Annotated in this window: 26 protein-coding genes; 8 read left to right on the top strand and 18 right to left on the bottom strand. The window is 40.0% G+C overall.

Annotation, left to right across the window (positions count from 1 at the left end):
- Positions 1-49: 49 nt before the first annotated feature.
- Both LY624_RS19475 and LY624_RS19470 read right to left on the bottom strand, forming a co-directional pair.
- Positions 50-580 (bottom strand): DUF6942 family protein, encoded by a 531-nt coding sequence (locus LY624_RS19475; protein ID WP_341804883.1) that lies wholly within the window; start codon positions 578-580, stop codon positions 50-52.
- A gap of 5 nt (positions 581-585) precedes the next feature.
- On the bottom strand, positions 586-1,035 hold the full coding sequence (locus LY624_RS19470) for a YaiI/YqxD family protein (RefSeq protein WP_341804428.1): 450 nt from the start codon (positions 1,033-1,035) through the stop codon (positions 586-588).
- Positions 1,036-1,137: 102 nt separating this feature from the next.
- Between LY624_RS19470 and LY624_RS19465 the strand changes: the two genes are divergently transcribed.
- On the top strand, positions 1,138-1,671 hold the full coding sequence (locus LY624_RS19465) for a lipocalin family protein (protein WP_341804427.1): 534 nt from the start codon (positions 1,138-1,140) through the stop codon (positions 1,669-1,671).
- 173 nt (positions 1,672-1,844) lie between these two features.
- On the opposite strand, the gene LY624_RS19460 is transcribed toward LY624_RS19465, so the two are convergent.
- The 3 genes from LY624_RS19460 to LY624_RS19450 are packed head-to-tail and all read right to left on the bottom strand — an operon-like array spanning position 1,845 to position 4,119.
- Complete coding sequence (locus tag LY624_RS19460; protein ID WP_130152020.1) at positions 1,845-2,180, bottom strand: DUF3325 domain-containing protein; 336 nt, start codon at positions 2,178-2,180, stop codon at positions 1,845-1,847.
- Positions 2,177-3,778, bottom strand: coding sequence for a PepSY-associated TM helix domain-containing protein (locus LY624_RS19455; RefSeq protein WP_341804426.1), 1,602 nt, complete (start codon positions 3,776-3,778; stop codon positions 2,177-2,179). Before LY624_RS19455 ends, LY624_RS19460 begins: the two co-directional genes overlap by 4 nt.
- The gene (locus tag LY624_RS19450; RefSeq protein ID WP_240701269.1) at positions 3,775-4,119 is read right to left on the bottom strand and encodes a hypothetical protein; all 345 of its coding nucleotides are present in this window, start codon (positions 4,117-4,119) and stop codon (positions 3,775-3,777) included. Before LY624_RS19450 ends, LY624_RS19455 begins: the two co-directional genes overlap by 4 nt.
- Positions 4,120-4,316: 197 nt before the next feature.
- On the opposite strand from LY624_RS19450, the gene LY624_RS19445 reads away from it, so the two are divergent.
- Genes LY624_RS19445 through LY624_RS19430 form a run of 4 tightly spaced genes read left to right on the top strand, consistent with a single transcriptional unit; the run spans position 4,317 to position 6,737 of the window.
- On the top strand, positions 4,317-5,015 hold the full coding sequence (locus LY624_RS19445) for an aspartate/glutamate racemase family protein (protein WP_341804425.1): 699 nt from the start codon (positions 4,317-4,319) through the stop codon (positions 5,013-5,015).
- Between the two features lie 3 nt (positions 5,016-5,018).
- Complete coding sequence (locus tag LY624_RS19440; protein ID WP_130152023.1) at positions 5,019-5,381, top strand: VOC family protein; 363 nt, start codon at positions 5,019-5,021, stop codon at positions 5,379-5,381.
- Between the two features lie 19 nt (positions 5,382-5,400).
- On the top strand, positions 5,401-5,982 hold the full coding sequence (locus tag LY624_RS19435) for a uracil-DNA glycosylase family protein (protein WP_341804424.1): 582 nt from the start codon (positions 5,401-5,403) through the stop codon (positions 5,980-5,982).
- Positions 5,983-5,984: 2 nt separating this feature from the next.
- Positions 5,985-6,737 (top strand): phytanoyl-CoA dioxygenase family protein, encoded by a 753-nt coding sequence (locus LY624_RS19430; RefSeq protein WP_130152025.1) that lies wholly within the window; start codon positions 5,985-5,987, stop codon positions 6,735-6,737.
- 27 nt (positions 6,738-6,764) lie between these two features.
- Here the strand turns inward: LY624_RS19430 and LY624_RS19425 are convergent, their stop codons facing one another.
- On the bottom strand, positions 6,765-7,313 hold the full coding sequence (locus LY624_RS19425; protein WP_237118794.1) for a short-chain dehydrogenase: 549 nt from the start codon (positions 7,311-7,313) through the stop codon (positions 6,765-6,767).
- A gap of 110 nt (positions 7,314-7,423) precedes the next feature.
- Between LY624_RS19425 and arfB the strand changes: the two genes are divergently transcribed.
- Positions 7,424-7,837, top strand: coding sequence for an alternative ribosome rescue aminoacyl-tRNA hydrolase ArfB (gene arfB / locus LY624_RS19420; protein ID WP_062567841.1), 414 nt, complete (start codon positions 7,424-7,426; stop codon positions 7,835-7,837).
- A gap of 132 nt (positions 7,838-7,969) precedes the next feature.
- Positions 7,970-8,287 (top strand): hypothetical protein, encoded by a 318-nt coding sequence (locus tag LY624_RS19415; protein ID WP_130152028.1) that lies wholly within the window; start codon positions 7,970-7,972, stop codon positions 8,285-8,287.
- Positions 8,288-8,299: 12 nt separating this feature from the next.
- Here LY624_RS19415 and LY624_RS19410 read toward each other — a convergent pair whose 3' ends face one another.
- From LY624_RS19410 to LY624_RS19390, 5 genes are all read right to left on the bottom strand, one after another.
- Entirely contained in the window at positions 8,300-9,334 is a 1,035-nt protein-coding gene (locus LY624_RS19410) for a DUF2955 domain-containing protein (RefSeq protein ID WP_237118796.1), read from the bottom strand.
- Positions 9,335-9,347: 13 nt separating this feature from the next.
- Complete coding sequence (locus tag LY624_RS19405; protein WP_130152030.1) at positions 9,348-10,409, bottom strand: HlyD family secretion protein; 1,062 nt, start codon at positions 10,407-10,409, stop codon at positions 9,348-9,350.
- Positions 10,410-10,413: 4 nt separating this feature from the next.
- Entirely contained in the window at positions 10,414-10,890 is a 477-nt protein-coding gene (locus LY624_RS19400; protein WP_130152031.1) for a MarR family winged helix-turn-helix transcriptional regulator, read from the bottom strand.
- Between the two features lie 265 nt (positions 10,891-11,155).
- Entirely contained in the window at positions 11,156-12,046 is an 891-nt protein-coding gene (locus tag LY624_RS19395; RefSeq protein ID WP_130152032.1) for a spermidine synthase, read from the bottom strand.
- Positions 12,031-12,657, bottom strand: a complete 627-nt coding sequence (locus tag LY624_RS19390) for a fused MFS/spermidine synthase (RefSeq protein WP_130152033.1) — start codon at positions 12,655-12,657, stop codon at positions 12,031-12,033. The genes LY624_RS19395 and LY624_RS19390 overlap by 16 nt, the downstream gene beginning before the upstream one ends.
- Before the next feature lie 188 nt (positions 12,658-12,845).
- Between LY624_RS19390 and LY624_RS19385 the strand changes: the two genes are divergently transcribed.
- A complete protein-coding gene (locus LY624_RS19385; RefSeq protein WP_341804423.1) occupies positions 12,846-13,304 on the top strand; it encodes a GyrI-like domain-containing protein in 459 nt (152 codons plus the stop codon).
- A gap of 53 nt (positions 13,305-13,357) precedes the next feature.
- Here the strand turns inward: LY624_RS19385 and dgcA are convergent, their stop codons facing one another.
- From dgcA to LY624_RS19350, 7 genes are all read right to left on the bottom strand, one after another.
- Positions 13,358-14,437: an L-Ala-D/L-Glu epimerase DgcA gene (dgcA, locus tag LY624_RS19380; protein WP_237118801.1), complete on the bottom strand. Its 1,080-nt coding sequence runs from the start codon at positions 14,435-14,437 to the stop codon at positions 13,358-13,360.
- Entirely contained in the window at positions 14,431-15,429 is a 999-nt protein-coding gene (gene dgcN / locus LY624_RS19375) for an N-acetyltransferase DgcN (RefSeq protein ID WP_237118802.1), read from the bottom strand. Before dgcN ends, dgcA begins: the two co-directional genes overlap by 7 nt.
- A gap of 121 nt (positions 15,430-15,550) precedes the next feature.
- On the bottom strand, positions 15,551-16,426 hold the full coding sequence (gene dgcR, locus LY624_RS19370; protein WP_062567850.1) for a LysR family transcriptional regulator DgcR: 876 nt from the start codon (positions 16,424-16,426) through the stop codon (positions 15,551-15,553).
- Positions 16,427-16,442: 16 nt separating this feature from the next.
- Entirely contained in the window at positions 16,443-18,167 is a 1,725-nt protein-coding gene (locus LY624_RS19365; RefSeq protein ID WP_341804422.1) for a Na+/H+ antiporter NhaC family protein, read from the bottom strand.
- Between the two features lie 78 nt (positions 18,168-18,245).
- On the bottom strand, positions 18,246-20,795 hold the full coding sequence (locus LY624_RS19360) for a M14 family zinc carboxypeptidase (RefSeq protein WP_341804421.1): 2,550 nt from the start codon (positions 20,793-20,795) through the stop codon (positions 18,246-18,248).
- 5 nt (positions 20,796-20,800) lie between these two features.
- A complete protein-coding gene (locus LY624_RS19355) occupies positions 20,801-22,372 on the bottom strand; it encodes an N-acyl-D-amino-acid deacylase family protein (protein WP_341804420.1) in 1,572 nt (523 codons plus the stop codon).
- Between the two features lie 58 nt (positions 22,373-22,430).
- Complete coding sequence (locus tag LY624_RS19350) at positions 22,431-25,400, bottom strand: TonB-dependent receptor domain-containing protein (protein ID WP_341804873.1); 2,970 nt, start codon at positions 25,398-25,400, stop codon at positions 22,431-22,433.
- Positions 25,401-25,426: the final 26 nt, after the last annotated feature.

Genomic DNA, 25,426 nt, shown 5'->3' with positions numbered 1-25,426 from the left:
TTATAATATCTTAAGCTTAGTTTGCATATTCAATAACGCAATGAAGTATTTAAGCCAAAACATCAGCCACTAATTGGCTTAGTCGAGCAATCTTAATATTACTCAATTGCCGATAATCGAAGTAAGGGCATACGATAACCTTGTCACTCTTGCTAATGGCAAATTCATCATCTAACCAAGTTAGTGGTGAATTAAGCAGCCCTGATTGAATCAGTTTTTTAGCATGGGTACGACCTGCAATAATATGCAATTGGTTACCTTCATCTAAAAGTGGCGGACTAAACAAAAGCGCAGTGCGGCTGTTAGTTTGCAGTAATAAATCATCTCGGAAGGTTTGCCAGTCACACGCTTGCTTTGCAAATTTAAAATGTTCACTAGGCAGAGCAAATAATACCTTGGCATATACGTTAAAAACTTTTCTCCAGCCATTACCGCAAGCTTGATTTATGCTATTAATTTCGCTTGCTTGCATTGCATGCAAAAAATTGAGTGTTTGCCACGGCACCATAGGTGGGCGCTTTTCAATGTATACCGCTACAGTGAATTTGCTGTCTCCAAAACCCTGTAGCTGCTTCTTTATGTCCATCATAGTTTTTTAGCTAGAATGCGATCTAAATTATTAGCAAAGTTTTGCCTGTCGGCTTGGCTTAGAGGCGGTGGTCCTCCAGACATTTCAACTCCACTAGAACGCATTGTTTCCATAAAATCTCGTACGTTTAATCTAGAGCGAATATTCTCCGTGGTATAAAGCTCTCCACGAGGATTCAGCGCTTGTGCATTTTTTTCTATTACTTCTGCGGCAAGTGGAATATCCCCTGTGATAACGAGATCACCCGCTTCAACGCGTTTCACAATCTCGCTATCAGCAATATCAAACCCTGATGAAACTTGTATACGCGAAATAAACTTTGAGGGTGGCACACGCATCGCATGATTAGCAACCAGCGTTGTAACTGTTTGCGTGCGCTCTGCTGCGCGAAATAATATCTCTTTGATAACGGTAGGACAGGCGTCCGCATCAACCCAAATTTTCATAGCACTCTCGACAGAATTTTTAAGTGTGAGATAGTTTACCGTAATTGAACTTATTTACCGCTATTAACGTATTAAAATATTTGATATTAAAAGGAGCTTTACGTGCGCAACTTCCATAAACTTCTCATTATAGCAATTACCTCTACGATACTCTCTGCCTGTACTGGCACTCCAGAGAATATAAAACCGGTTGAAAACTTTGAACTCAATAAATACACAGGTACCTGGTATGAAATTGCGCGGCTAGACCACTCTTTTGAGCGTGGCTTAGAAGGAATAACAGCTCAATATTCAGTTAATCCGGATGGCAGTGTAAAAGTAATTAACAAGGGCTACAATCTTGAGGAACAGGCATGGGAGCAAGCCCAAGGCAAAGCTAAATTTGCGAGCAAACCTAATATAGGTCATTTAGAGGTTTCTTTCTTTGGCCCATTCTACAGCTCGTATGTCATTTTTGAATTAGATAAAGAAAATTATCAATATGCATATATCACTGGCTACAACAAAGAATATTTATGGTTTTTATCAAGAACACCCAAGGTGAGCAAAGCACAATTAAAAGACTTTAAAGACACAGCTAAAAAATATGGCTTTAAAACCGAAGAATTAATATTCGTTGAGCATGACGAACTGTAAAGGGGATTTACAGATTGTCTTTAAAACATCATGAATGCGTAACACAACTGTCATTGAACCAAGGCAAACTCTGCTTTATTAAATTGAAGCAACATGTAATCCCCCCAATTTAATTCCCTGCTCGGGTAGGCTATGCCTACCCATTTTTTCAGATCAGTTTTTTACTAACTAAGCTAAAAAATCATTACCGAAAAGCAACTCAACAGTAAAATTGATAAATTGAGTATACTTATATGCTTTACCCATGAAACGGTAAAACTATATAAAATCATGAGCATAAGTACACTTAGCGCCATATAACCGCAAAATAATAATGCACCATATCCACCTTCGCTCAATACAGATAACACTAAACTTAGTAAAATAGTGATCCAGCCTGTAGTTAAAAAGCTATGTCGCTGTTTATCAGTTAGCTTTTTTTTAAAAACTTCACGAAAATGGTTAAACTTTGCTAAAGCAAAACAATTAAATGCCATAAAGCACAAGCTAAACTGCAGTAATTCCATCATCCTTGTTGCTCCTTAAGCTCCTTGGGCTTTTGAAAACGGCGAGTACTTACTTTTTTGCTAGCAGTACGTAATTTTTTGCCCTGTAAAATAAACAGGCTTCCCGCAATAATGAAACCAAAATCAACGCAAAACAGCGCCCAGTTTTGAGTTAGTAAATAACTGATCCAATCACCTTCTGTTGTCATAGCATTTACTAAAGGAACAGCAAAACATACCAATGCGTTAAGCCACGCAGCTAATTGCCATTGACGTTTGGAGCTACTTATTATTGCCAGCACAGTCATTGCTAACCATGCGAGGAAGAACACGAGTATTTCTTTATCGGCACGCGCTACCATCTCTAAAGGTAATAATCGATTAGCAATAAAAAATGATGCCGTAGCAAATGGTAACCCCATCAGAGTAGCTAGATTTAACGTTTCTACTAATTTCAAGCCAACCCCAGCTTGCTGCTGCGGCTTTAAACGCTCTCTTAAACGTTTAGCCCACATAATGCAGCCTGTAGCAATCATTGCGCAGCCAGCGATACCACATAAGAAATATAGCCAGCGTAATAATGGGCTAGCTAGTCGCCCTGCATGTAATGCTGTCATCGAATCATAAAAGCGTGCCGATGCCGACCAGTCCTTACCTTGCTCAGCGAGTAATTCGCCAGTACTACCTGAAAATAAAAATGCCGCCCCATTATCCACAACTTCTTTACCTGTATTCAAATACACACTCACGCGTGATGACTCTTTGTTTGCATCGCGAATAAAGAAAAAGCCAATATCAGCATCAGGTGACCTAGTATAAACCTGATCTAAAATAGTATTCATGCTCACTAGTGGCGCAGGAACATCACTCGATTCGACACGAGCCCTGATAGGACTTGCCTCGTTAAACATTTGTTGTAGCCCCTTCTCATACACCGTTTGAGCAGGGTAGGGGAAAACCATAAATATTAACGTTATCAAGCCTGTATACGTAATCATAATATGAAATGGTAAGGCTAATACCGATGATACATTATGAGCATCAAGCCAACTGCGACTTCCTTTGTTTTTTCTAAAGCTAAACATATCTTTAAAAATACGCTTGTGAATAACAACACCTGTAATCAAAGCAATCAGCATAAATAATGATGCTAGACACACTAGCCAACGTGCAGTTCTGACATCGATGTAATGTAAATCAAAATGCAGTCGATAGAAAAAATACCCGCCTTTGGTCTCTCTAGGCGGCGCAATTTCCTCTTTTGTAGCAGGGTCTAAATAAGTCTCAGTAAATTTAGCGCGTCGTTGCTCTGGCTGCTTAGGCTCAGCATAACTATAGGTATATAAAGGGTTACGAGGCTCAGGTAAATAAATACGCCATGATGATGAGTCTGCTGCTTTATTTTGCAACTGCTCTACGGCATAGTTAATTTGCTGTCTTTGCTTATCTAGACGGTTATCTTGATGAGTAATAGTGTGCGTTTCTGGCTCAGACCAATAAGTAATCTCGTCTTTAAAAAAACTGATTGTGCCAGCAAAAAAAATTAAAAATAATAACCAACATACTAACAAACCAACCCAAGTATGTAGCCAGGTCATTGAGCGAAAAAAGTTCTCTTTCATAACCAACCCTTAATCAACGAAAGAATTACAAACTGAACACCTGTAGTTAGTAAAATAGTGATCCAGACACGCTTTAATGACTTAACCGCAAACACCCAAATAAAGACACAACTATAAAAAAATACCGACAAAGTGGTGGTCAATAACACACTGTCTAGTTGATTTAAGGGAAGCAGGATGGCTAGTAAAGAGATAAGTACACTGGTAAACACATAGCCCCCAAAGATGGCAGCAACAAACCGAAAGAATACCGATATTCGATAAGAGATGCTCACAGAGCGCTTTTTAGGCACATTTTTAGGACGCTGCGAAGGCACTGCATCAATGGATTGTGAATGCATGATAATCCTTTAAATAAACACGAATAGAAAGCGCACTATTATAAACCGACAAAATAAAAAAGATAGTGATTATCATTTGCGTACCCATGAAGAATAAGTAAATTTATCGGGTACTCTCTAGTTAGTAAAATAATGATCTACTGGCTTTGCGAAGCCTAATATCATAAGGTGATATAAAAACCGGATAGGGGGCTAGGATGCGAACAATAGGATTAATTGGCGGTATGAGCTGGGAGTCAACGCAAAGTTATTACCAGCTTTTAAATCAAGGTGTTAAAGAAACCCTTGGTGGACTTCATAGTGCACAAATAGTACTGGTAAGCTTGGATTTTGCCGAAATAGCAAGATTACAACAGCAACAAGATTGGCCACAGATGGCAGAGATACTGATCAAAGCAGCCAAGCAAGTTGAGGCTGCAGGTGCGGATTATTTATTAATTTGTACCAATACAATGCACAAATTAGCTGAGCAAGTACAAGCTGCGATTTCAATTCCTTTATTACACATTGCTGATGCAGTTGGTGAAAACCTGATCCAAAATAATCATAAAAAGGTCGCTTTACTTGGAACCCAGTTCACTATGGAACAGGATTTCTATAAACAACGACTAGCAGATAAATTTTCTATTGATGTGTTAATCCCAGCAGCACAGGAGCGAGCCATCATTCATAATGTTATTTATAATGAATTATGTAAAGGGATTATAAAATCAGAGTCTAAAGCTGCGTACTTAGCAATTATTGATAAACTAAAACAGCAAGGAGCAGAGGCTGTTATTCTAGGTTGTACAGAAATCGCATTACTAGTACAGCAAGCTGATACTTCAATGCCGCTGCTTGATAGCACTGCGCTACATTGTGAAATGGCCCTTGAGCATAGCCTTAATAAGGAATAAATAATGTCAAACCATCATACTTTAAATTACGTTGAATTTGCTGCGAGCGATTTAACAGCAACTAAAGCTTTCTTCCAGCACGTGTTTAAATGGCAGTTTACTGACTATGGACCTCAATACACCGCATTTAGCTGTGAATCAGCAGGCCTAGACGGAGGCTTTTATCAAGCACCATTAAAATGTCTATCAACGAATGGTGGGGCGTTGTTAGTGCTTTACTCAAACAACATTAAGGAAACTCAATCACAGGTTGAGAGCCATGGCGGTAAAATAATAAAACCTCTTTTTCATTTTCCGGGTGGTTATCGCTTTCATTTCACAGAGCCAAGCGGTAATGAGCTGGCAGTTTGGTCAAAACAAGCCTAGATCATATTTTTACTAACTCATGAATACAAAAGTTTTAATAGAACAAGTTAGTAAATGCGTGATCTGTGAACCTCATTTACCACTTGGCGCACACCCTGTTATCCAGTTTAACAGTAACGCTCGTATCTTAATTGCAGGCCAAGCGCCCGGAGTTAAAGTTCATCAAACAGGTAAGCCGTTCAATGATGCAAGTGGCGATAGGCTTCGAAAGTGGCTTAATGTAAGTACTGATGAATTCTACGATGAACAGAGTTTTGCTATTTTACCTATGGGTTTTTGTTATCCAGGAAAAGGCAAATCAGGTGATTTACCGCCAAGAAAAGAATGCGCTATTGCATGGCGTGAGAAGCTTCTGGCGCAATTAAATAATATTCAGCTGACTATTGTTCTTGGCAAGTATGCGCGAGCTTATCATTTACCACAAACAAAGAAGCAGCCATTAACAGAGTTAGTAAAATCATGGCGTGACTACTGGCCAAGCCATCTTCCGTTACCTCACCCTAGCCCCCGCAACAATATATGGCTAAAGAAAAATCCTTGGTTTGAACAACAAGTACTGCCCGAGCTTAGTACAAAAGTACGCTCCATACTTAAAGGCTAATAATGCAAAACCGCTATTATGAAGAATATGGCTATTACCATGTAAAGGGCCTTTACAATGATAAGAGCCTATCAAAGGTTCGCCCAATTCTAGATAAGTTTCATGATAACTGGTTACAGGAAAACCAACATTTTTACAAAACTAAAGGCATCAATAGTTCAGGACTGACCGCAGCACGATGTTTAACGGATGACGAAAAATTAATTTTATTTAAGTTCATTAATTCAAATACTTTGCTCAACCACGTAAGACCAATTATTGCTGCACCGTGCTTTATGAATACCCAGCTTTTCTTTAACCCTTACAAAAAAGAACAGCGTAATTATTGGCACAGAGATATGCAGTACCATTTAAACCTAACCGAGCAAAAAAAAGCCCTTAAGGGCCCAGAGGTTTTGCATTGTCGAGTGGCTTTTGAGGATGAACTTGGTATTGAAGTCATTCCTGCAAGCCATAAACACTGGGACTCAAAAGAGGAGTTAACAGTGCGGCTAGAGAAACAGGGGGCTTCAAATAGTAATGCACTAAAGAGCGGAAAAACGATTGCTCTGGAAAAAGGGGACTTACTTATTTTTTCTGCAAATATGATTCATAGAGGCCTATATGGTTTAAATCGGTTTGCTTTTGATATTTTATACTTTGAACGCCATCCCAGTATTGAGCAATTTTTACAAACCGATTTTTTACCAACTGAAAATCAAAAGCTGCAACTCGACAACCCAGATGCCTTTATTTGGCCACAAAAAAACGGCTAGTTAGCCGTTTTTTATTGAATGGCAAGATTACTGTAACATTGCAAATAGTTGTTTTAGTTGTGGCATATATTCCTTAACCAAACTCACATTGCCTTCGTTCACGTTGGTGCTTGATTTTGCCCCTTCTAATGCACCTGCCAATGATCGTGTGCCCGAATTAGCCGAAGAAGCGCCGAAACTTTGCAAGCCTGTTACAGCTTGATCAACACGCTTTTGATTCTCACTAGACAAGCTACCTTTTAAATTAGCTAAATAGGCCATTGATACTTCAGAGCCAACGGCAATTAACTGCTCTGGCGTAAAACCATATTGCTCAGTTAAGCCCGCAAACTCAGTATATAGCTCGTGTTGTTTTATTTGATCAAGAAACCCCATCATTGATGATGTATTCGTTGCCTCAGAACCACTTAACATACTTCCTAAGTCAACGTTTTTAAGCTCAGGCTGATTCTGCGACCAATTAGCCACTGCAGGTAACGCTTTAATATAACTTTGAAGTTGGTTTTCCGTAATATCTTCTGCGAAGCTTGAAAAACTCATTACGAGTAAACTCATTGATATAAGTAACGCTTTCATCAGATTCTCCTTGTGTACAATTTTTAGCCGCCAGTTAGTTTTAACGGGTTATTATGATCAGCTAATTACAAATGTTAGAATATAGTTTTTATCATAGCTAACTGAACCTAATGTTAATTATTTCCAATACTGTAACAATCGATGAATGGGAGCTCGATATAAGCGCTATTCGTTCTCAAGGAGCGGGTGGGCAAAATGTGAACAAAGTGGCGAGTGCTATCCATTTACGCTTTGATATTAATCGCTCCAAACTTCCTGACTTTTACAAACAACGACTGTTAAATTTAAATGATTCTCGAATCACAAAAGAGGGCGTTGTTGTAATAAAATCGCAAAACCATCGTACTCAAGAACTTAATAAAGAAGATGCACTTAACCGCTTAAAAGAACTTATTATAAGTGCGACACAGGTTCAAAAGAAACGCAGACCAACCAAACCAAGTAAAAACTCTCAACGAAAGAGGATGGACAGCAAAACCAAAAGAGGACAAACAAAAGAGTTAAGAAAAAACATAAAATTATAACTTTATAACTATATCCTGGTATCAAAAATAAGCAGAACTGTAAAGAAGTGTAACTTGTTAACAAAGTTAATTGATGGTTAATCTAGCAGATACTATAATAATCATACTATCTCACTTTTGAAGGAACCGTGCATGGACTACAAAACACACCATTTTGCAATTGCAATGATAACGCTGTCAGTTTTGCCTATGTCTAGTTTCGCGCTTGACTCTTGGCAAGCCGGTAGTGCATATCCGCAAGGAAGTGAAACCTGCTACAACGAGATTTTATATAAGGCTCGATGGTGGGCCACCCCAGGTGAAGAACCTGGTAGCTCGCAGTGGGGAGCATGGGTTGCAGATGTTGTTTCAAAAACGTGTGTGCACAATGTGGTGAAACAAGATGAATTATTAAAATCATTGCCCACTATTTTTGAAGCAAATAATAAAAAAGGGAGTTCATCAGAGTAACTCCCTTTTTTATTAATCAAATGTATGATGCCGTGTTACAGCGAAACGATTGAGTATATGGTGCATAATATACACAGCACATAAACTGACTAGAATCGCCACAGATACTGACGAGAACCGATACAAAGCACTGTAAACCAAGTCCTGTCCTGGCCCTAACGATTGACCAAACAAAATACCAAATGTAGTAATAATACCAAAACCAACGCCAGGAATGCCGCCAGAAATTATATGGTATCGACTAAAGATGAACGTCAAAATCCATAAGATAAGCGCAGGAAAAATCAATATATCAGTGTGATTGTATAAAAAGAGCTGCGCAACTAACGCTAAATTACAGCCAATTAATGTGCCAATTGCACGCTGCCACGCCGCCATACCGGCCGCTTTCCAGCACAATGAAAATAAGATCAATACCGATGCCGCTTGCGCGGAGATTGAGTCTTGTAAATCAAACACCTGAAATACCACAAACGACAAGGTTGCCACTGTTGAGCAAAGTAAAACTTCATGGCGTATACTTTCTTTCGCTTTTTCTGGCATTACACGAGCTTGACGCGGTGCAACATCAGGAAACAAACCATGCATAAGCATCGAAAAAATAACAGTGACTACAACAGCAACAGCGTTACTAATAATAAGTGGATAAATACTGACTCCTCCACCTGTGTAAGTCGAAAAGTGTAATTGAATCGACAAACTCACAACCGTTGTAGCACCAAATAAAAAGTTAGCGCCACGGCTCATTTGATAAAACAAAAAAGCGAATGCGACAAAACTCATCATCGTCATAACAACAGGTAAGTGGGAAAATAATCCTTGCACAACAAGCACAAACAACGCACTGAATACAGCACCAGCGTAAAACTGACGAATGATATGCATATTAAGTACAGGGACTAAGCCGAGCAATAACATAGGGTAGACAGTAAAAAAGATGCCATTAGGCCAATTCATCAATTTTGCCAGTGCGAACCCTAATGCTGAACCCGTGGCAATGCGCAGCGCTTGGCGCAAGCCATTACCATCAAGTTGCAATACTGACATAACTTACCTTGCCTTAGTAAATGAAGTGCAGAACACTGATAAAACGAATTTGCATGCTCGCAAACCAACTTCCAACGCTTGAGTCAGGCAGAAGCTGAACTGTAGCACGGGCACCACTTGGAAATTTAGCTAACATTTGGTGCTCATCTAATTGAATATGAATACGTTGACGTTGTGCATCTCGTACCCAACGATTGCTGCTTTCAGTGGCACTGAGTAAACCGTTTGCATTGAGTTGACCATCACTCACCCCCGCTTCAAAACTAATAATTTTGCCAGTAAATACTTTCCCAGGTAGCGCATCAAAGCTTACTTTAGCAGTACTGCCAATTTGCACGTGCACCAAGGACTTTTCGCGAAAATCAGCCACAAGGTCAGCCTTGTTAGCAACAATCGCCATTAAAGGTTGGCCTTTATTGGCATATGTACCCGCTGTCACTTGTAAGTTGGCAGTTTTACCATCGGTATCAGCCGTTACTGTTGTATAAGACAAGTTGAGTTTAGCCTGTTCAAGCTGATTCAGGGCATGACGTAATGCTAAGTTATCATCACCTATTTTACCGCGAGCAAGTTTAGCTTCGCTAAGCTGAGCTTCAATTGCCGCTACATTTGCCTTACTTGATTGGTAATTTGCATTGATTGTTTCGTATTCTTGCTCTGAAATAGAGCGTTTTTTTAGTAACGATTCACCACGTTCAAACAATAATGTTTGCTCATGCAGCTTTGCTTTCGCTGCCGCAAGTTGCGCTTCAATTGCTTTCACACTGCTATCTAAACGTTGGTTTTGAAGTTTAGCATCGTCATAAGCAAGCTCAGCCTGTTGAACAGCCAACTCAAACGGTTCATCATTAATCTTAAACAATGCTTGGCGCTTTTCGACTGCTTGATTATTGGTTACTAAAACCTCCGTCACGCGGCCACTTACCTGTGGTGTCACTTGCACAACAGGGTGGTATACACGGGCCTGTGGCGTCACTGGCATATAAAGATCAGCAATTACAAAATACAAAAATAAAACAATGAAGCCCACTAAGGAGATTTTTACATAACGGGCAAATTTTTGATCCGGTGTCATAAAGTTATTTATCTCCTGAGTAGTGATTAATACACTGACGGGCATTCTTTTCCATCTGAACAAGGCCATGTGCCATAGTATCGAGCTGTTGTGTTGTTAAATCTGCATAAAGGTTTTGTTTTACATCTGCAATGATCACACGCAAGGTCTCCAGTAAGTTTAGACCTTGTTCAGTAAAATACAGTCGCTTACTGCGTTTATCCTCTGCATCAGCTTTACGTACAATAATCTGTTGTTGTTCAAGCTGCTTGATAGTGCGTGTTAAAGACGGCATTTCAATACCCAAGCTATGCGCCAACTCTTGCTGGGTACAACCCTGATTTAAGTGAAACAAATGAATCATAACAGTCCAACGAGACTGAGTTAGACCAAGAGGTTCCACAGCGAGCGTGACGGCATCACGACACAAACGATGTACACGACCCATGCTCCCGCAGAGGGTTAAATCTAACGTTTCATGAAAGGGGATAGTCGAAGACATAATGCACTCCAATTACTTAGCATGCTAACTATTATATTTTACTTAGCATGCTAAGTAAATATTAATGCATTTTATAAAACAAATAGGATCAATCGAAAAAAACGAAAAGTTGCGAAACTTATGCACAGCCAAACGATTTGAAGCAATACCCTTTCAGTTCTCACCCTTTTTCAATTAGTTTAGCCCTGTCAAAAACGGGGTAGGCAGGTATCGTTGCTCTGCCAACAGCAGAGCAACTAAATCAGTCTCATTAAAAAACATGTACTTATTGATAATTTAACAGATTTGCTGGCGAATATTGATCCGTCAGTACTTTAGTATCTTCAGGCCAATCCTGATTATCTCTGGTATAAAGCAAATGCTCGCTCAAAGAATGTATATCTACATCATATGGCGCTAACTTAACCGCTAATTGTTTTACGCGCTTTGCTATTTGCGGCTCACTTGGCATCGCATTTAACCCCGCCAAGATTATGCGGTTTGAGTTTTTATCTGTCACAACATTTACAAAGTCACCAAACACATCATAATAAGTAGCGGACTCATGCTGATAAAGCTTACTTGAAGAAAAAGTATTAGCAGCAACAATGCCTCCCTCAGCAAGCACACTTTTTACCTCAGCAAAAAACTCCTTAGTCAGTAAGTGCTCAGGAATGTAGTCACCATTAAAGGCATCAAGAATAATCCAATCGTACTTCTGCTTTTTTAATGCCGCTCGTTTAATAAAAATACGCCCATCTTGTACTTTTGAAGTCACTTTATCGGTTTCTATAAATTGAAAATAATCACGCGCAACTTTAATAACAGCGGGGTCTATCTCAACATTTTCTATACTTGCGTTAGGATAAAGCTCGTGGATAGTATTGGATAATGTCCCACCGCCTAAACCGATAATAAGCACATTTTGGGGGTTATCGATAAAAAGTAAACTCGCAAATGTCATTTTTGTATAGTTGAACACCAGCTTTTTGGGCTTACTTTTATACATGCAACTTTGCGTACTTTTGCGGGTTTTTTCATTAAATTTTAAACACAGTAAATCACCGGACTCTTCAACTAATATATTGCGATATAACGAGCGTTCCTTATGTATTACCTCACTGTAGACACCGAACGACAATATCAAAATTACACACCCTATCAAGACTCTAAACATACTGTACGCTCCTTAGTACGTGTTTGACTGACGACAATAGCAAGCAGGCCTAACGCACCGAGTACTGATGCAAATGTTTTAATAATATCGTTTACATCAAAAGCTAACACCATGTAGAAAGATGTGATAATAGTCCCAAGAGCACTACCTAAAGTGCTAACAAAATATAAACCACCGGCAACCTGACCGCTTTTTTCGTGATCGGTAACCAATAACCGCACTGAATAAGGCGAAATCATTCCGAGAATAGTCGTTGGAATAAAAAACAATGCTGTTGAGGCTAATAAAGAACCGTAACGGCTGTCTTCAATATGGCTAAAAATAAAAGCCATAATAGGCTCAGCAAATAAAACAATGGGTACGACCATAATACTGGCAATAAAAAAGATAGCGCCATATTTAGTTAAGGAAGGGTTACGTGTAGAAAGCTTTCCGCCTAGTAGATAGCCAATTGATAAGCTCAGCATAAACACAGTAATTATACTGCCCCAAATATGTACACTGCTACCAAAATAAGGGGCTAAAATTCGCCCTCCTAAAAGCTCAATCCCCATGATACAAAAGCCACTACTAAATGCGAGAAAGTAGATGAGAGCATTGATTTTATTCATAAAAACACCTGCTAATTTTATTTTAATTTAAATTCATCTTAACCTGATGGTGATTGCGATACTATGACTATTTTTTAGCCTGTTAGATATATCCATAAAGCTCAAGACTAAAATTTTCCAAAAAAGCTATATATCTAATCCAAAACTCTGATATTTTATAGGTACAAAATACACAAGGAAAAAGCGCTATGGATCAGCAAAAAACACATATCACTATCGATAACTCCACAACACTATTTGGTTTAAAAGTTCGCACTTGTAACAGTAATGAAATGAGTGGCCAAGGCGCTAAAATAGCGAGATTATGGCAAGCGTTTTATGCCAATGTTGCGCCAAAATTATCTCCTGAAAGCCAAGTTTATGGTGTATACACACATTACGAGTCAGATGTTACGGGTGACTTTGATGTCTATGCTTGTACCAATACCCCTGTACAATCAGCCAATACAGAATCAATAGACCTTGCAACGGGAAAATATCTTCGCTTTAGCGGTCAAGGAGCCATGCCTCAAACAGTTGTGGATGTATGGGGGCAAGTATGGCAATACTTTAGTAATGAGCACTGCGCATATATTCGCGCTTATAAAACTGACTATGAGTTTTACAAGAATAGTGAAGAGGTCGAGGTGTTTATTTCTGTAGAATAAATACCTCTAAGCTCCCTGCTATGACAAGCTTCTGGGAGCTTAATTGAAAAGCATTACTGTAACTGTAAGCAATCAACGAAAAAGCGCTCACTATTATGCGCACCTCCCCATAGACAACTTTGAAGAGGGCTCATTTGACCATCAGCATAAGTAAAGTGATGCTTTCGATCTTTTAACACTAACAGTGGCCCATCCAAATCGACATAACGAGCTTGTGATGCAAGTAATGAGGCTGGCGCCATCGCTAGAGAACTGCCCACCATACAACCAAGCATTATATCAAACCCCATCTCTTGGGCTTTGCTGGCTAACGAACAGGCTTGAGTTAATCCTCCTGTTTTATCGAGTTTAATATTGACAACTTGATATCGTCCCTGCAAATAAGGAAGATCATTTTCAGTATGGCATGATTCATCAGCACAAAGAGGGATTGGCGATGTAAAGTTAATCAGTTGCTCATCCTCACCAGCGGGTAGAGGTTGCTCAATTAGTACAACATTAAGTGCTTTTAGCGCCTCTACATTCTCTTCTAAATCACGAAAGCACCAATCTTCGTTTGCATCTACGATAAACTGACTATGAGGCGCTGCGTTTGCAATAGCCGTCATCCTAGCAATGATGTCTTGTTTATCTAGTTTTACTTTCACTAGAGGAGGGGAATTCATCGCTAATACAGCCTCTTGCATGGCTTTTGGTGTATCAATGCTAAGTGTATGCGCGCAAATACTCGTTATACTGGTTTTACTCAATATTTCTGCAACTGGTCGTGCACTTTGTTTGGCCTGAAGATCCCACATAGCACAATCTAGTGCATTACGGGCAGCACCAGCGGGAAGTGTATTAATTAACTCGGAAAGTTCCATTTTGCGAGTGAAGGAACGATCACAAAACAATGCTTTAATTTGTTTTGTCGATGTATTTATTGATTCATCATAACGCGCATAGGGGACCGATTCAGCCCAGCCGTAAAATTCTTTGTCTGCAATCACAACCACAATCACATCTGCGCTCTTTTTTGTTCCTCTAGAAATTTTAAAGTCTGATTTCAATGGTATTGATTGATGAAAAACAGAGACAGTGTAAACGCTCGACAACGTTTCTAAGGATATATTGAACAATCTTTCTGTTAGCATAAGTTGGCCACTATTGAATCGACGCCATCACGTAAGGGATCAACACATGGCACACCAAATGTCTGACTCAGACGCTCACAAATTTCACTTCCTTGTTCAATACTAACACTGGATGTATTAACGGAAATACCGACTACCTGAACATCAGGGTTCGTTAATTTTGCCGCAGCAATATTTAACTCTATCGTCGTTTCAATACTAGGAAAGGAAGTATGTGGTAAGCCACGCATATGGGTTCTATTTAAAGCATGACATATCACTAACGCATCAGGCTGAGAACCATGTAACAATCCCAAGCTAACGCCAGCAAAAGCAGGGTGTGACAGCGAACCTTGCCCTTCGATAATATCCCAATGGGTTTCCTCTGCATCAGGACTTAATGATTCCGCAGCACCGGAAATAAAATCAGCAATAACGCAATCTATCGCTACACCACTGCCTGAGATTAAAATTCCGCATTGTCCCGTAGCCCTAAAGTCGACATCTATATTTTGTTCTTTCATCGCTTTCTCTAGGCTTAAGCTTGTATACATTTTACCTACAGAGCAATCTGTTCCCACAGTAAGTAATCGCTTACCTTTGCGTTTATATCCCTTGCCTGTTGCAAATGCTGTACTTGGATGACGAATATCCAATAAGTTTGTATTGTGCTTTTGCGAAAGACTGACCAGCTCATCAAAGTTAGTGAGCTTATCGTGAAGCCCACTTACGATGTTCATTCCGTGCTCTATTGCCTCACTAATAATTGGCAACCACTTTTTGTCTAACACACCACCACTATTAGCAAAACCTAGAACGAATGTTTTTGCACCTAACTTAGCAGCTTCACAGATGCTACATTGATTGAGACCAGTACTCACTGTACAACCGTTAACGCTCAGCTCGCCTACACAAAGTTCAGCGCGCCAATCAGCTAAACTTTGTGCCATTTTAATTGAGAGTTTATCGGTCGCATCACCGATAAATAGTAAATAAGGAGGCTTAATTTGCATAATATATCTCTAATTTAGAAAGAAAAATTGACTAAACAGAGCATATTATTTTTTAAAATTTAGAAAAGAATGAAGAATTATTGCACCTATAACCTATGTTTATAGCCAGACAAAATACCCTTTAAATACAATTAGATAACTCATTTAAAAAGGCGTCTAAAACATGTGATAAAACTTTATTTTCTAAATGAAGAGCACTCACGTTGAAAAATAAAGGAGGACTGAATGAGGCGATAGCAATGTCATCTGACAAGTTTCCCATTGCAGTATACTTATCAACGATACATACACCCACTCCCTGTGCTACCAAGCGTGCAGCAATAAAGTAAGTTTGCACTTTAATTGTAGAGTCCAGTACGATATTTTCCTCAAGCATGCGCTTCCACAACAGGTGCCCTAAAGGGCCACTATCACTTATATCAATAAATTCTGCCCCTTCAAGTTCCTGAAAAGTCAGCTGAGCAGGTATAGATGGAAATAAACGTTTAGGAAATACCGCAACCAGCTCTGACTGTGCAATTTTAATAGCTTTAACGCCTGGCATCGCACTCGGCGAAAAAACAACAGCCAAATCGCACTTATGTTCAAGTAATGCTTGCAATGCTTCATTGTTATGAATCGTCTGCACATTAAAGTTAACTTTTGGATACGCGTGATGATACTTTGCTATTGCACAGGGAAGTGCATCGAAACCTAAGGCAGGTGTAACACTTAAATTTATATTGCCAAACTCAGCTTTTTTTATATTTTCAGCTGTGTTTTTAATCGACCGCATTTGCTGATAAATTTTGTCAACTTCGTTGAATAGCATCGACGCCTCCTCCGTTGGAATGAGACGTCCCTTTACCCGCTCAAATAACTTAAAACCTAATTGCATCTCCGCATGCGATAAAACTTTACTAACCGAGGGTTGTGATACATGTAAAGCTTTAGCGGCATTCGTTATTGAACCCGTTGTATAGATTGCATGGAACACTTCGATATGTCGCAGTCGCATTTATTAACTCCCAAAGTTAGGCAAAAAAGTAAACAGTCAAAGTCCAAAGTAAACCTGCCAGACCAGCTGCGATTGATGCAGGAACAAGCTGCGACTTAACATGATCCATCAGATCACACCCAGTGGTCATAGCGCTTAAAATCGTTGTATCTGAGATAGGTGAGCACTGATCACCAAATACGCTCCCATTTAAAACCGCAGCAAAGCATACAGCCATAAATAACTCTGGATGTGCGAGTTCTTGTGATTGACTAATAGCCCAAGCGAGTGGCATTGCTAAAGGAAATGCGACAGCATAGGTTCCCCAACTTGTGCCTGTTGAAAAAGCTATTGCGAGCGTGATCAGCTGTAGAAGTATTGGCAGCAACCAAAAGGGCAAACCATCCCCAAGTAGAGATACAAGATACAAACCTCCACCTATTTGTTTACTAATGGTTCCTATAATAACCGCAAGCATTAAAATAACAGAGGCAACAACAACCCCCTTTAGGCCTGTTGCAAACCCATCCATCAGGTCACTTAACGACATACCTTTACACAACGCAATAAACGCAGACATTAACAACGCAACCCCAAATGCCCAGTTAACTTCAGGCGTACCACTGTATAAAAAAGTAATTATGGCGATACTAATCAAACTTATCAAAGGCAATAAAAACTCTAATACATGTGGCGAGTAATGAGAAGGGACATGGGTTTGCTGTAACTCTTTTGCACTCAATGGTGTTGCATCTGGGGCATCAAGCTGTCCTGTTGATAATGCGCGTTGATGAGCATCTCTAATCCGCTTGCCAGAAAAACGTGTAATATTCATGCTCAACAAAAATGTGCCTAAAACGGCGAAAAAACTATAAAAACTAAATGGAATACTTGAGAAGAAAAATTTAATTCGCTCTGATTCTGTGGCAAGAAAAGAAACCCCAGGTACAAAAATTAGCGCTTGAATATAAGCAGGCCATGCATTAAATGCGAGGATTGATGCAATAGGGGAGGCTGTTGAATCAACAATATAGCTCATTTCTTCATGGCTCACTTTTGCTTTATCAGCAAGGGGGCGCACTGTGGTGCCAACTAAGGTTGTACTCATGGTACCGCCTTGAAAGAAAATAATGCCTAAAAACCATGAAATCAACTTGGCTGAGCGCTGCCCTTTCACAAAGTGCTTGGTCATAAAGTTTGCAAACGCTTGAGCCGCCCCAGTTCGAGACCAGATACCAATCAACCCGCCTAATAACCACAAGTAAAGTAATAACAAAGCGGCGCTACTTTCAGTTGCTAAATTCACAATGATAACGTCATTGGTTAAGTCGTAGTGACCAAGTAATAAAGCCCCAACAACAATGCCACTAAATAGAGACGTAAGTGGCTCTTTGGTAATCAAACACAATAAAATGGTGACAAATGCAGGCAGTAGTGACCATAAGCCATAATGAAAGGCAGGTTTTAGCAAGCGTACCTTGCCATCATCAGTCATAACCCATTGCTCTTTTAAACTCGGAGTTTGTTTACTCGCATCTAAAGAGGCTTGATTTAAAGGTGAGTCTTGATATGCCACAACTGAGTTTATAGTAACTTCTTTTCCTTTATAAATATAAGCATACTGATTATGCTCAGTTTGATATGTATCATATAAATAAGATTGCTCTAACCATGTTGGAGTGACAAAAAAGTTCACATACAGTGCACTTGCAATGGCACTTAAAAGGATCAGAAAGGGTAAAAGTTTATTGTTGCTTATCATTTTATTGTCTTTTTTTGAAATGCAAATGAACACCCAACTTGAGCCCGAAGTCGAACGCTTGGGGCTCAAAAATGCACACTATCTGGGCGATACGAATAACTTTGAAAAGAATAAGCTATTTAAAAATAGCTTCTCTGTTCCATAAAAGTAGCCTCTAAAGTTTGGATCATCGGCAAATAAAATAACACTTCCTTTTCCTAACCTTTGTGCAACTAAACTTGTTTTTCCTGCTAGTTGCTGTTGATTTTCAACTGAAACAAACCCTGTTAATAACGGTTTTTGAGCTATCTGTACAATAGACGCGTAAGGGTTTTTTGGCATTTCAAACGCCAGTAAGCCACTTCGGTGACTGGCAATCTCTCTTCTTACATAACCGTATCCAAGCGGGTGGGTAATGTCTAAGTCTCCTAACATGACTGCACCACCAATAATATCTTGCGCTTCAAGGTGTGACTTCTGGCCATAATTGATTCTTTCTCGCTGATTCTCAATACCCGGGCTAATCTCGACCGTAACAAGGTCTAGCAACTCTTTGCTGGCCCATTTGGCACCGTCAGCTATACCAATAAATGTCCCTCCCGAGCGGGTCCAAGTTAATAACTTATTGGTGGTTTTCTTATTAATATTTGCGTGTTGACCGTCAACAAGCACAATGTGGCTGTAGTTATTTAGATCTAACTTTTCTAACTGTGATTTAGTCACTAAAACACTAGGAATATTCATGCGCTTATCAAGTAGATGCCAAACTTCTCCAGCTTGATACTGTGAAATTGAAGGCCCAATAACAAGTAATACGTGAGGCTGTTCAATTGCTTCGATGTTATTACTACCCAAATCCATGCCAATACTCTGAGTATGCGATGATTGCAATGCGTAGCTAGCTATCGCATCTTGCTCCGCAGCCTGGCTCATTAATGAATGTAATTTACTTTTATCTTGATTCGATACAGGCACCACCACTGTACCGCGCATAAATGTTTTTTGCCCTTGGTCTGTTTCTGCTTGAAAACCATTATTAGCAACACGGGGACGAAAACCTTCTTGCAGTAATTGATACATCAATTTAGGGGCGTAATAATTGCTCCATTCAAATGCATAAGCAACCTGAGCCTCGCTTGGGGAAGGTTGGCGAGGAAAAGTAACCGCAAGCACTTCACCTACTTGGTAATTACTTTGTTTGAGCTCTTCATATTCAATGCCAAAAGCTAACGGCATCGTCCAGCCAGATACATCATAAAATGTATTATTTTCAAAGCGCGTTACTTTTGAGAACAACCCCTTGAGCATGGGATAACTCGCTTGTGCTGATTCAACAACGTATGCTTGATTTGCAGAAAATGATTTACCGTTAACGGTTATGTCTTTTGTCAGGGGCTTAACGTCTATTTTATTGCGGCTAAGTAGCTGTAAGAAATGAAAGATCTTTGCAGGGTCTTCTGGTGCTGAAAATACATACCCTTTAACACTATCGTTCTTCGCGGTTTCTTTAGTCTCTTTAGAAAACTGATACTGATAATTAAGTAAGGCCTGTTTTTTGTCTACAGCATTATTAAGAAGCGCTAGGCCTACATGATAATACGTTTTAATATTTTCTCGAAATGACAACAGCCCTCTTGGTGTTTCCAAAACCCCAGCAGAACTGGCCTGTTCAAATAGAATACCTAAACTGCCGTATAAATGTGGATAAGTCGCTCCTTTACCAAGGTAGAAATTATCATAGGCCTCTTCATTAAAAAACAAAGTAGCGGCGCTATCTAGATACGCGCGAGGTTGCTCAACAACATCCGATAACAACCCCATAGCCTGCTTATTGATTAATGGATGAACCCTATCAGGTGCGCCTGGGTGAAAATAAAACGACTTATAAGAGCGCATTTCATGAAAATCAGCCACGATGTTTGGTCGCCAGTCATGGAACTTTTTCACCCAACTCACGGGCTCTGGGTGTTGCTGCAACATCCACTGCCGATTTAAATCAAACCAATAATGATTGGTTCTCCCTGACGGCCATGGAGAACCATGTAAAGCATGCGCAGGGTCGCTAATAGCTACCTCTGATTGATAACGTAAATTCCAAGAGGCTTCACGACTATTGCCATCAGGGTTCATACTAGCTGTTAACAAAATAACGCTATTTTCTAATAGCTTTTCTGTTTCTTTACCTTGTGCAGCTGCAAGGTGGTAGGCAATAGGTATCGCAGAGTCTGTTGAGCTTACTTCACTGCCATGAACACCAAAGTTAATCCAACTTATCACTGGCATATTTGAAGTATTTAATGCATTACCTTGCTGTAAAAGCATATGCTTTTGCTGTATTTCGGGCAGCTTTTTTAGGTTTGCTGGCGAGCTAATTGTCAAAGTAATTATTGGCCTGCGCTCGTGACTATAGCCAATTACTTCAAAACTAACGCGTTCTGATTGTTCCGATAACATCTTAAAGTAAGCAACTAACTGATCATTACGAACCATTTGCTCACCTAGTTGATGACCCAAAAAGTTCTCTGGGGAAATTATATCTGTATTAAAATTCGTTGCTGAACTATAAAAGTTGCTCGCGGCGCTAGAGAACACATAACAAGAAGAAAACATGATGAGACAACAGAAAAGCGCCTTAAAAAACATTTTCATAATGACTACCTTAGTGATTGATTTTGTCGAATAGTTTGGCCTGCCAATACATTTAACACTTTGCCATTATCAATAGCTAACTGGCCGTTTATCAGCATCCATTGCACACCAGAACTTAGCTTTTCTGGGTTTAAATAATCTGCATTAGCAGCAAATTTTTCTTTATCAAAAATAACAATATCAGCGACATTTCCCACAACTAATTTTCCTCGATTAGTTAAACCAAATGTCTCTGCGGTTAGCGTGCTGCTTTTATGTATAAACTCAGCTAGATTTAGCCATTTTTTTTGATAAACATATTCATGATATTTTTTTGGGAAAGAGGCGTACTTTCTTGGGTGACCAGGGCTGCCATCGGATGAAGTCATCACCCATGGAGCTTGCATATAAGCTTTAATATCGTCCTCAGACATATTAAAACTGGCAACCCGCGCATTACCTGAAATAATTATTTTTTTTGCTGCGTCAATTGCATCCAACTGCCAGTCTTCAGCGATTTGAGCCAGTGTCTTACCACGTATATCAGGGCGCGTAGGGTCACTTATCAATAAAGAATCAGCGCCGCCTCTTCGCCTTAAGTTTTCTAACATGGCTGTACGAATTGCAGGCCATTGCGAAGCGTCTTGTAATCTCGCTAAATACTCTTCTTTGCTACCGGCAAGGACTTCACGTGGTACTAAACTACCCGCAACACTGGTTCCTGAGGCTCGCCAAGGATACTGATCCGCAGACACCTTAATTCCCCGTGCTCTCGCATTATCTATAAGTTTAATAACTTGCTCACTTTCTCCCCACACGTCGGTTCCTAACGCCTTAATGTGAGCGATGTGAACGGGCAACCTTGCTTCTTCACCAATTGTTATAACTTCTTCAATAGCGCCTATAAGACCAATACTGTAAGAGCTTTCATCACGAATATGGCTATCATAAACACCACCATGCTCTGCTGCGACTTTAGCCAGCTCAATAACCTCCTCGGTTGTCGCATAGTTACCAGGCACATAATAAAGCCCTGTTGATAAACCCAATGCTCCCGCGTTCATTGCCTCTTTTACAAGCTCTCTCATTTGCTCAAGCTCGCTGTTGCTTGGCGCGCGATTTACGCGTCCCATTACCGCCTTACGGACTGAACCATGACCAACATAAAGCCCAACATTGGTGCCAATACCTTGCTGCTGGTAATCTTGCAATGTTCCCGCAACATTAACATCGCCACCGCCATCGACGTTACAGAATACGGTGCTGACACCTTGCGTTAAGTAGTTTGCATTTAGATTTGTCAGCCCACCTTTAAAATCGTTACACGCATGTGTATGAGGGTCAATAAAACCAGGTGCGATGATAAAATCTTGCGCGTTAATTGTCTTTTTTGCTTTGATATCAGTAGGTAGATGTTTTTGAACGAAGACTATATTGCCTTTATCAATACCAATCACACCAGAAAACGGAGTTTCAGATGCTCCGCTATAAATAACCTCTCCAATAATAATTGTGTCGATAGATTGCGGGGTTCCCTGAGTACAACCCGCCAGTAAAATAACACTCGCGATGATGCTTGTTAGTTTATTAATTCGCATTTTTTATCCCATAAAGCAGATAAGAAGCACACAACCTCTCATCTAATTGAATGATTATTTATTCAAAACTAAAACTAAAGTTAGCGTATAAATAACGTCCCTCTGCATTGTGCAAGCTTGCGTTATAACCGTATGTTTCATCTGCTAGAGGTGGCTCTCTATCAAACATATTTCGCATACCTAAACGAACGCGAGTACCAGAATCAAACGTGTATTGACCATACACGTTAAAAGTACTCCAACTACTTACATGCCAATATTCACCGGTTTCATCATGAACGGCGCTCGTATCATAAAAATCACCAACATATTTACCATACAAGCCTGCTCCCCAATTGTTATAGCGCCAAGTTAAAGTACCGGTTGCTTGCCACTGAGGACGGCCGTCCATTTGAATTAAATCGCCCACATCTTCAAGAGGTAAACCTAATGCAGCTAACTTTGCCGATTCACTATCAACACTTTGATATGCTTTTAGTAATTTTGCCGCGTTAAGTTTTATATCAAAATCACCAAAGTCAGTATCAGCTAAGCGATAGTTGATGCTTAAATCGAGGCCCTCAGTAACACGAGAGTCTAAGTTTTCATATAAACCAACAACTTCAACCATGTCGCCTACCGCTGCCAAACCAGAACCGTCAAAAAAAGCGATATCATCAGCAGTTGCCTGTGAGCGAATAACATTTGGGTTAGCTGCGCCATTTAAACGGTAGAAATAATCTAAGTCAGCGATATTTTGATAGGAGCGTATACCGATCAGGTCTTCTTGTTCTATACGCCAAAAGTCGGCTGTAAGCGTTAGGTTGTCAATAAATTCGGGTGTATAAACTAGGCCTAATCCATAGTTGTAATCATTTTCTGGTTTTAGTTTTGTGTTCCCTAAGCGAATATTAGAGACGCTGTCGCTGCCATTACATTCACTTAAGTTGCTCAACTCCCCTTTATTTATTCGCGCTTGGCATCGATAGTAATCTGTTGGGTAATTAACACGAGTTGTACTGGCGGTATGAAGTTGCTCAAGATTAGGAGCTCTAAAACCTTCTGAGTAAGAGCCTCGTACTTGTAAACTAGAGGTAGGATACCAGCTGAGTACTGCTTTTGGCTTAAATACACTTCCTACGTCATTGTACTGCTCAAAGCGACCAGCAAGCTGAAAGTTAAGCTTCTCGACTAGAGGGACTTCCATTTCAGGACTTATCAGCGCTCCTGCAAACTCAACGAACGCCGACGCTACATTACGTGAACCATCAGCATTTGGTTGACCACTAGAGCCCATAACATCAGAAGCATAATTACTCCCCGTTACGGTATCTGTGTAGGTTATAGTGCCATTTAATCTGTCATCATAAGTGTTTGCGAAACTTTCATAACGCCACTCAGCTCCCATTGCTATACCAACATCACCAGCAGGTAGTGAAAATAAAGCAGGATTCGACACTTTAAAATCAACTAATGCGAGTTCTGTTTCACCCTCACGACTGATATCGATTAAAAAGCTATCAATCGTCTCTTGAGAGTTACAAGATGCATTACAAAAAGGGTTATATGCAGAGCTGTCTTGGCGGTTTACACTGTCTTGAAAGAGACTTAAACTTATACGGTTATTCGTTTTATCAACTGTTTTAGCTTTGGAATAAAGTACCGCACTGTCCCAACTCCATGCATCAAGATCACCTCGGGCACCCGCTAAAGCACGATAAGATTTATTGTCCACATTAATCCCTCTAGCACCAGCATCAACAACACGGTAAGCATCAATAGTGACATCGAGTCCTTGTACAGGAATACCAAAACCAGACACTTGATTAATACCATTCCCTAGCGGGTTCCAATATGCATCACTTGAGATTGTCACCGGTGCAGAGGTTAACGTAGCGGTTTCACCTCGCTGTGAGTTTGACTCGGCTTGGTAATAACCTAGTTCACTGTATAACTCGGTACCTGAGCTTAGTTCATGATTAATAAAAACAAATGAATTTAACCGTTCAGTTTCAGGAATAAGCGTACGGCTACTATTGGTGTTATAACCTTGAGTGTCACTTGAAATGCTGCCACTATCAATGCACAAGCCATTGCTTAATACACATCGCTGATTTGAATCACTGGCATCCACATCTTCGATATGAAACCGTCCGGCTGAACTTGTCAGGCCGTCGACTGCTTGACTCGCATCAAAACGTCCCCAAGGAGTTGTTGTTGAGTTATTTCTAAAGTTAGAATCTCCCTCCCAACGCGTGCCCTCTAAGAATGGTCTTAAATCATTATTGCGTGAAAACTTCGTTTCTGAAGCCATAACCTCAGAACCATGATAGTAATTAACTGAGGCTGTTATATTGGTTGAACCATCATTAACATCCCAGCCAGCTAACGCATTTAAATTGAGCTTTTCACGACTCGTATTTTCAGCCTGGCCATACTGCATATCAAAACGGTAACCGCTAAAATCCTTTTTCATTTGCGTATTAACGACCCCTGCAACCGCATCGGAGCCATAAATAGCAGCAGCGCCATCATGTAAAACTTCAACAGCATCAATCCCCATTACTGGAATCGAATTCATATTAACGGTCGTTACTGGCACTGAGTTTTCTGTTTGCGAGCCTGGGTGTTGTACCAAACGTCGCCCATTCAATAATACAAGTGTGTTACCCGTACCAATACTACGTAAGTTAATTGATGCTACATCCCCTCGTGACGCATACACACCACTCACTACATCGTTACCATTAAAACTTACTGTTCCATTACTAGGTATCGATGCAAACAACTCACTTCCTGAAGTCGCGCCAATTGCGTCAACATCATCAGAATCAATAACAGACACAGGGAGCGCCCCTTCAATATTAGCCCCTTTGATCATTGAGCCAACGACACTGATAATCTCTAATTCTTCATTTTCAGGTGTCTTAACCTGTTTCTTGTCAGCTTGCTGTGCTGCAACCTCAGATATATGGAGTAGATTAAGAGCAATTAATAAGGATAAACTGACTTTATTTAATGGGTATTTTGTTATCTTTTGCGAAGGCATTTTCTTCATCCTGTTTTATATTTTTA

The sequence above is a fragment of the Pseudoalteromonas sp. N1230-9 genome (genome assembly GCF_032716425.1).
GTDB lineage: Bacteria > Pseudomonadota > Gammaproteobacteria > Enterobacterales > Alteromonadaceae > Pseudoalteromonas.
Note: the sequence above shows the minus strand (reverse complement) of the source record. Positions and strands in the feature narration are given on the sequence as shown.